We start from the raw sequence: 7449 nt of genomic DNA, 5'->3' as shown, positions 1-7449 counted from the left end.
CAGGCGACGTCGTGGTCCCCGGCCTGCCCCCAGGCGCCGTGCCGCTACTGGACAACGCGGTGGGCAGTAGCATCGGCAAGCTCCCCGTGGACGAGGACTGTATGCGGTTGTCGATCACCGTGCCCGCGGACGCCGAACCGGACGCCAAGCTTCCCGTCATGGTCTGGATCCACGGCGGTTCGTACGTGTCCGGCGCAGGTGACGCACCGTTCTACGACCCCAGCACGTTGGTTGCCGAGCAGAACGTGGTGGTCGTCAACGTGACTACCGCCTGGGCCTGTTCGGCTACCTGGGCGACGGGAAGACGAGCCCCGCCAACCTGGGTTTGCTCGATCAGATCGAAGCGCTGCGCTGGGTGCATCGCAATATTGCGGCCTTCGGGGGCGACGCCGCGAACGTCACGATTTTCGGTCAATCCGCCGGGGGCGACGCCGCCGCCCACCTCATGATTGCCGAGGGCACCCGGGGCCTGTTCCGCCGTGCGATCGTGCAGAGCGCACCGTTCGGTCTCATGAAGAGCCGCAGCAAGATGAACAAGGTGATGTCCCGCACCGCGAGCGGGCTGGCGCCCGACGCGCATTGGGAGGACGTGACGGCCGCGCAGTCGACGGTGGAGAAGGCGGCGTCGCGCTTCGGCCTGAAGGGGCAGATGCCCTTCGGCGTGCAGTACGGCCACGCGCCACTGCCTGCCGAGAAAGATCTGGATGCGGCCTGGCGCGAGGTGGCACCTAAGGTGGACGTGCTCGTGGGATACACAACCCGCGAGGTCGCCTGTTTGCGGCCGCCGTCCCGATGCTCCTCAAGCGGCTCGAGAAACCGAAACGTGACCCTGCCCTGGAACAGTTGGTGGTCAAGCCGCTGACCAAGCGGATCTACGGAACCGGAGCGAAGGCCTTCGCCTCGAGGCACGCGGCAGCCGGTGGCAAGGTGACGGGCTACGTGTTGTCGTACGGCAACGAGGAGCACCCGTTGAATGCGGCCCACATTGCCGAGCTGCCGTTGCTCTTTCCGTCAAGCGCGTGGGAGGCGCGCCAGTGCCTGGGGCTGAGCCTCAACGACATGCACGAACGCGGGCGGCTGTTGCGAACCCAGTGGGCGGAATTCGCCCGGGGCGGTTCGGTGGACAGCCTGCCCGAGATCGGGTTCCGGGTCATCGACTGAGTCGGTTGACCGGTGCTTGTCTTTGCGATGGACAACTTCTGCTTAGGACAACACCAACTTGGGCCCCGCTCCGTCGTGACTGGGCCCGGGTAGTGGGGGTTGTGTCGGATACCGCTCCGCCGCGTGGCCCTCACGCTCCAAGAATTCGGTCAACTCGTTGGTCGTGCTCATGAGCGGCGCGGGGAACACCACCGTGGAGTTCTTGTCCACGCCAAGCTCCACCAAGGTCTGCAAGTTGCGCAATTGCAGGGCCAATGGGTGAGCCATCATGACGTCCGAGGCCTCGCCCAAAGCGGCCGCGGCCCTTGCCTCGCCTTCGGCGTTGATGATCTTGGACCTCTTCTCCCGTTCCGCCTCTGCCTGACGGGCCATGGCGCGCTTCATGCTCTCGGGCAGTTGGATGTCCTTGAGTTCGACCAGGGCCACTTCGACTCCCCATTCGACGGTTGCGCGATCGAGGATGATCTTGATGCCCAAATTGATCTGATCGGTCTCGGACAAGATGTCATCCAGCGAATGCTGGCCAACCACCTTGCGCAGGGTTGTTTGGGCGATCTGATTGATGGCCGCACCGATGTTCTCAATGGCGATCACGGATTTGACCGGTTCAACGACCCGGAAATACGCCACCGCCGAGACATCCACGCTCACGTTGTCCCGGGTGATGATCCCCTGGGACTGGATCGGCATGGTCACGATGCGCGTGGACACTCTGTGGAGCACGTCGACTGCGGGGACGATGAGCCGAATCCCCGGCTCCCGCACGCCGTTCAGTCGTCCGAAGCGGAGGATGACACCTTTCTCGTACTGCTTGATGACTCGTATCGACATGATGGCGAGCAAGGCCACCACCACCAGAAGAACGAGCAGGATGATGATGAGTGTGCTCATGACGGCACCCCTCTAGCACTAGACATGCTGGCGGTGTGACCGAGTGTTCATCGTGGACGATCTTCGCCGCCCTGTACCGTCAAGCGTACGCTCGCCCAGTCGCCCCGGAGCGGCTCCCGGTCAGCTCTTTTCGGGATCAGAGACAGGTGTGGCCTGAGGTGTGAACAAGTCCTCGATCCGACAGCCGAACACCTCAGCGATTCGGAACGCCAGCGGGAGGCTCGGGTCGAAACGGCCTCGCTCGATGGAGATCACGGTCTGCCGGGACACCCCCAACAACGCGGCCAAGTGGGCCTGCGACCAGGACCGCTCCCCGCGTTGTTCGGCAATGATGTTCTCCACTAGGAGTCCCGCCTTCTGGCCACCCAGAAACGAACCGCGAAACTGACCACCGCCAACACCAGGATCAGGGTCAGAACAACCAACCCGCTGACTTCAAGCCGGGTGATCGCCAGGATGAACAGCGCAATACCCGCCGTGGTGATGATGTCGTGGAATGCCCCCGAGGTGGCCTTGTCATACCACCGGTGTTCGATGTTGTCCTCCGCGTGCTCATCCGGCTCCACCGTGTACTTGGAGACGAACAACACCCAGCCCAAGGCGAAGAACGTTCCCGCGGTACAGGCCGCAAAGATCACGAATCCGAGCAATCTGTTCTCGTCGTAGAACAACGACGCAATGGCCCCCACGATGGAGGCGAGCACAAGGGCCGTAAGAACGCTCAGCACATAGGCCGAGAGCGGGGCCTTTCCCGAGGTGCGAGTTGTTGTTGCCATGATGACTCCCATGATCCGGGTCTCTGCAACCCTTTCAACTATGTAAAGTGCACTTGACTGAGTCAAGCAAGCTTTACCACCTGACGTCAAGGGTGTTTGACAACAATTCCTGCCGCTTCCGCGATCTCCCGATAGGCGGCCGCCAGGTCATCGACACTTGCGTGGGCATTGAGTCCGCTGGGGTTGGGAGCGACCCACAACTGCACACCGGGCCACGGGGAGTCCTGCTGACCGAGCTGGGCTTTCGGGAGCTTGAACGCGGAGCGGTACGCCGTGATCCCCAGAACGGCAACGACCCGTGGTCGCCGCTCGGTCACGAGTCGATTCAGTCGATCTGCCCCGGCCAACAATTCTGCTCGGGACAGCTCATCTGCCCGAGCGGTGGCCCGGGGGCAGATGTTGCTGTTACCAATGCCTTTGCTTGTCAGTTCAGCCAGATCTGATTCCGTGTAGCCGCCCCTCGCATCAATGAGAGTGTCGGTGATGCCCGCTCGGTACAGGGCCGGATAGAACCGGTTGCCGGGCCGCGCGAAGTGAGCGCCCGTAGCCGCCGTCCACAAACTGGGATTGATGCCCACGAACAGGAGATTCAGCGGATCGGGTAGCAGGTCCGGCACCGTGCGATCACGGAACGTCTCAAGTTCTGCACGTGAAAATCCCATGGAATCAGGCTATCGCCGGTCGACTACGCCCCATGGCAGCATGGTGCTCATGGGTTGGTTGAAGGGTAAGTTCGCCGCATCTCGTACGCCGTCCTATTTGGAACAGAAGATCACCAGTCTTGGACTCCTTCTCCCCTATCGCGAGCCGGACATCCCGAGAGTTCTCGTGACACTGCGGAGAATCAGTTGGCGGGTCGCTCTGGCGGCTTTGCTCACCGTTTTCGTCACGGGCTTCTTCCTCCGGGATTATGCGCGCTACGGACTACGCGCGGGCGATACCCCTCCCGACGTCGCCTGGCTCTGGATAGCTGCCCTGGGTGCGGGAATCCTGTTCGCGGGCCTCCACGTGGTAGCGGCAGGTTTGATTCAACGGCGTTGGCGCATGGTCGCGGATCAACTTCTCCAAGAAGTACCCCGCGGCGACGACCCGACGGAGTATTTGGACCCGACGCTCCTCCGGAAATTCGTCAACTGGCCGGGCGCTACCGCCGCTGCGACCGCTGAGCTGATCTGACCGCGGCGGCGCTCGCCAGAATCACAAGCCCGATGCCCACAATTTCCGGTACGTCGAGAGCCTGCCCCAGCATGACCCACCCCACGAGTGCGGCAATCGCCGGTGCGAGACTCACCAGAATCGCGAACGTTTCCGCGGCGAGGAGCCGCAGCGACGCGAGTTCCAGCGCGTAGGGCACCGCCGAGGACATCACCGCGATCAGCGCGCCGATCAGCAGAACCCACGGGTCCAGAAGTTCGACGCCGCCGCTGGCCACCCCGAACGGCGCGGCCAGGAGCGCGCCCACCACCATGGCGAGCGCGAGTCCTTGTGTCCCCGGGAATTCCCGTCCGGCCTGGCGGGACATGAGGATGTACAACGCCCACATGGCTGCCGCAGCCAGGGCGAAGGCCACACCCACTGGATCCAGCCCCTCCGTGTTCGGGCCTACGCCGCTGAGCATGAGCACTCCGACGAGCGCCAGTCCGGCCCACAGGAGGCCGCTCATCTTGCGGGAGAGCACCACCGACAGGACCAGGGGTCCGAGCAGTTCAATGGTCACCGCAACACCGAGCGGCAAGCGGGCAATCGCCTGATAGATGAACATATTCATGGCACCGAGACTCACCCCGAAGCCAAGGATCACCGGCAGGTTCTTGAGGGTGATCGACCGGACCGAGGGGCGGAACACGATCCAGAGAAGCACGGACGAAATGATCAGTCGGAGGAAGACCGCACCCTGCGCCCCCACGCGATCGAAGATCTGATACGCGACGGCCGCGCCGGTCTGGGTCACCAGCGCCGCCGCAACGACCAAGGCGACACCGGCAGCCGAGGACCCGCGCCGTCGGCGAATGAGAACGAGTCGAGCGATTGATCACCACACCGACGGTACGCGATTCCGGACTTTGACCCCACCGATCGATAACCTGAGTAGTGGCTGAGCGCATGACCCCCATCACACCCAGGGAGAGGGTACCCATGAACGATCAACGCGTCCTAGGACAATTCGACACTCTGAAGAACACCGGCACGGTGGAATTATCGACAAGCCGCGGCAAGTTGATTTTCCTCTTCTTGCTGACCTTGGTCTTCACGATCTTCGGACTGGGCATGATGCTCGCCGCTTACGGGCAGGCCCCAACGGTTGGGGGCATGTTCATGTCCGGCTCGTTCTGGATCGGGCTGGTGGCATTCGTGTTCTTCGGTGTTTTCGGCATTCCGTCATTGCTTTCCCAGATCGTGCAGAAGCGGCAGCTCGTTCTGGACAAGAGAGGGTTCCGCTACGGCAAGCCGCACTCGGTGGGCACCGACCTGAGCTCGAGATCGCATGGGATGAGGTCGAAGGCATGGGGCTGGCCCGCGTGAGCCGATCGACCATGGTCGCCATGAAGCTGACTCCCGCCGGATACGAGCGCTACGAATCTCGCCTGACGGGCAACACCCGCCGCTTGGCCAAGGCCAACGAGCGGATGATGGGCGAGGGCATGATTGCACTCCCCGCCACCATCGGTAACGGGCCCCAGGAACTCGTGACTCTGCTGGGGCTGGCTCACGGCCAGTACGGTCCTCCGGAGGTCCGTGAACAATACGCCCAGAGACAGGCGGAGGCGCAGGCCGCGGCAGATGCACAAGCTTCGGCTCGCGACCCGCGTGCCCAGCAGTCTCGCTCTTCCGAGCCTCAGGAGTAGGCGGGTTCCCGTTCCGGACCGCGCTTCGCAGGAGCAGATTTATTGAGCCGTACACGGCCCACCGCCCAGATGATCAGCACCGCAGCGGAAAGAACGGCCGCTGCAATGCCCACGAGCTGCGAGGCGGGTTCGTCCGTAAGTCGGCCAACGCTGATCCAGGCAAGGGCCCAGGCGATACCGGCGGCCACCGCGAACCGGGGACCCAGCACAGCGACATAGACCGCCGACAGCACCACGGCCACGGTCATCACGGTCACGGCGATCCACTCGTCCGTGGACCCACCGGAGCCCCATCCCGTCGCGGATCCTGCCGCGGCAATATTGGCGCACGTGGCCGCCGTGACCCAACCCAGGTACAGACCAAAGGTGCCGTCCACGATGAGCTTGCCGAGCGGCGTCGTCCCCGGGTTTTCGCGCAAGCGCTTGACCAGAATGCCCAGGGTTACCGCGAGCGCCAGGATGACCAGGACACTGACCCAGATCCAGCCGACCTGGGTGACCAATAGCCACACGGCGTTGAGGATCATGGTGATGCCTGCGAGCCATCCGATCCGGCGCTCACGCGACGTGGACGCAACGCGCGGGAGCCACTGCCAGATGGTGTAGGCGAAGAGTCCGAGGTAGATCACGGACCAGATGGAGAACGCCGTTCCGAGCGGGGCGATAAGAGTCGCGTCGGCGGAGAGCGCACCACCGGAGGACTCCGCAACCCGGGTGCCGATCACCCCCGTTCCCACGAGTGTGCCCACGACACAAAAGATTTCGGCGGCTGTGACGAATATTCGGCGGGTCAGGTCTGCCCTCATGACTCTCCTCAGGTAGCGTCCGGCCACCGTAGCGAAGAAACCATAAGACAACTGATTAACAGACCCGCGTGACGTGCGCCGATGCCCTCAACCGGGAATCACGCAGCGGCCTGATGCCCTACCGAGACCCTCAGCTTCACTCCCGCTCGGACAACAGGAACGTCCGCAGCGCGTTGATGACTTCCTGTGGGCGGTCCGAATGCACCCAGTGGCTTGCTCCGCGCACCTTCAAGCGAATGGTGCTGGGAAAGAGCGAGCGCATGACAGGCTCGTCCTCATCCTTGACGTAGTTGGACTTCTCGCCGGCGATCCACAGCACCGGCCGGGGAACTGGGCTTTGTCGAGTTCGGTCTCGATGTCCGGGAAACCCATGATGGTCTCGAGCTCGGAACGCAGCAGGGTGAGATTGGGCTGCCAACGCAGGCCATCGCCGTCATTCTTGAGGTTCTGCAGCAGGAAACCGCGCACCCCCGCCTCCGGGATGGGCTCCTTAAGGGCTGCGTCCACGTCGGAGCGGCGCTCGGCGGAGTCGATATCCACCGCGGCGAGCGCGTCCAGGAGATGGTGGAATTCGCTGCGACTCGACCCCGACCCCACGGGTGAAATGTCGATGATCACGAGTTTGCGGACCAACTCCGGGTGGCGCAGGGCGAGCACCATGGCCACCTTGCCGCCCATGGAGTGACCGACCACGTCCACGGGGCCGTCCGCGGCGAACCCCCTCTTCAGATGCTCGGCCACCTGATCCGCGAGCTGCAGGTAGTCGAGCTCCTCGGTCCAGTCCGACTGTCCGTGATTGGGCAGGTCCACCAGCAAGCTGCGGAACTCGGGCTGTAGCCCCTTGGCGATCATGCTGAAGTTCTTGCCCCGGCCGAACAGGCCATGGAGAAAGACGACGCGGTGATCGCCGTCGCCGGTTTCAACGGAATGAACAGTGGTTGAGCTCGTATCAGTCACCCGACCTAATCT

At 63.4% G+C, this 7449-nt stretch carries 11 protein-coding genes and 1 pseudogene; 5 read left to right on the top strand and 7 right to left on the bottom strand.

Translation table 11 applies throughout. The annotated features are described in order from the left end of the window. Positions 1 to 101: 101 nt before the first annotated feature. Together YO9_RS0110090 and YO9_RS17925 are read left to right on the top strand one after the other, a co-directional pair. Positions 102 to 862: pseudogene (locus tag YO9_RS0110090) on the top strand (carboxylesterase family protein). Then, a complete protein-coding gene (locus YO9_RS17925) occupies positions 847 to 1161 on the top strand; it encodes a hypothetical protein (protein WP_223286387.1) in 315 nt (104 codons plus the stop codon). Before YO9_RS0110090 ends, YO9_RS17925 begins: the two are co-directional and overlap by 16 nt. Before the next feature lie 42 nt (positions 1162 to 1203). On the opposite strand, the gene YO9_RS0110085 is transcribed toward YO9_RS17925, so the two are convergent. The 4 genes from YO9_RS0110085 to YO9_RS0110070 all read right to left on the bottom strand — a co-directional run bounded on the left by YO9_RS0110085 (position 1204) and on the right by YO9_RS0110070 (position 3490). Next, positions 1204 to 2052: a slipin family protein gene (locus YO9_RS0110085; protein WP_016997357.1), complete on the bottom strand. Its 849-nt coding sequence runs from the start codon at positions 2050 to 2052 to the stop codon at positions 1204 to 1206. A 120-nt stretch (positions 2053 to 2172) separates the two neighbouring features. Then, the gene (locus tag YO9_RS0110080) at positions 2173 to 2394 is read right to left on the bottom strand and encodes a helix-turn-helix transcriptional regulator (RefSeq protein ID WP_016997356.1); all 222 of its coding nucleotides are present in this window, start codon (positions 2392 to 2394) and stop codon (positions 2173 to 2175) included. Then, complete coding sequence (locus YO9_RS0110075) at positions 2394 to 2828, bottom strand: hypothetical protein (RefSeq protein WP_223286386.1); 435 nt, start codon at positions 2826 to 2828, stop codon at positions 2394 to 2396. The genes YO9_RS0110080 and YO9_RS0110075 overlap by 1 nt, the downstream gene beginning before the upstream one ends. Positions 2829 to 2914: 86 nt before the next feature. Then, positions 2915 to 3490, bottom strand: coding sequence for a mismatch-specific DNA-glycosylase (locus tag YO9_RS0110070; protein ID WP_016997354.1), 576 nt, complete (start codon positions 3488 to 3490; stop codon positions 2915 to 2917). Positions 3491 to 3539: 49 nt separating this feature from the next. Here YO9_RS0110070 and YO9_RS0110065 point away from each other — a divergent pair, with 49 nt between their 5' ends. Further along, positions 3540 to 4004 (top strand): hypothetical protein, encoded by a 465-nt coding sequence (locus YO9_RS0110065; protein WP_223286385.1) that lies wholly within the window; start codon positions 3540 to 3542, stop codon positions 4002 to 4004. On the opposite strand, the gene YO9_RS0110060 is transcribed toward YO9_RS0110065, so the two are convergent. Further along, positions 3973 to 4800, bottom strand: a complete 828-nt coding sequence (locus tag YO9_RS0110060) for an EamA family transporter (RefSeq protein ID WP_016997352.1) — start codon at positions 4798 to 4800, stop codon at positions 3973 to 3975. The genes YO9_RS0110065 and YO9_RS0110060 overlap by 32 nt on opposite strands. A gap of 164 nt (positions 4801 to 4964) precedes the next feature. Here YO9_RS0110060 and YO9_RS0110055 point away from each other — a divergent pair, with 164 nt between their 5' ends. Further along, positions 4965 to 5351, top strand: coding sequence for a hypothetical protein (locus YO9_RS0110055; protein WP_223286384.1), 387 nt, complete (start codon positions 4965 to 4967; stop codon positions 5349 to 5351). After that, on the top strand, positions 5333 to 5674 hold the full coding sequence (locus YO9_RS0110050; protein ID WP_016997350.1) for a hypothetical protein: 342 nt from the start codon (positions 5333 to 5335) through the stop codon (positions 5672 to 5674). The genes YO9_RS0110055 and YO9_RS0110050 overlap by 19 nt, the downstream gene beginning before the upstream one ends. On the opposite strand, the gene YO9_RS0110045 is transcribed toward YO9_RS0110050, so the two are convergent. Further along, positions 5665 to 6423 (bottom strand): tryptophan-rich sensory protein, encoded by a 759-nt coding sequence (locus YO9_RS0110045; RefSeq protein ID WP_223286383.1) that lies wholly within the window; start codon positions 6421 to 6423, stop codon positions 5665 to 5667. The two genes, YO9_RS0110050 and YO9_RS0110045, sit on opposite strands and share 10 nt — an antisense overlap. Before the next feature lie 285 nt (positions 6424 to 6708). Beyond that, positions 6709 to 7437 (bottom strand): alpha/beta fold hydrolase, encoded by a 729-nt coding sequence (locus tag YO9_RS0110040; protein ID WP_223286382.1) that lies wholly within the window; start codon positions 7435 to 7437, stop codon positions 6709 to 6711. Positions 7438 to 7449: the final 12 nt, after the last annotated feature.

Origin of the sequence: Kocuria atrinae C3-8 (assembly GCF_000286355.1) — a bacterium.
Lineage (GTDB): Bacteria > Actinomycetota > Actinomycetes > Actinomycetales > Micrococcaceae > Kocuria > Kocuria atrinae_A.
This window is presented reverse-complemented; position numbering and strand designations above follow the sequence as displayed.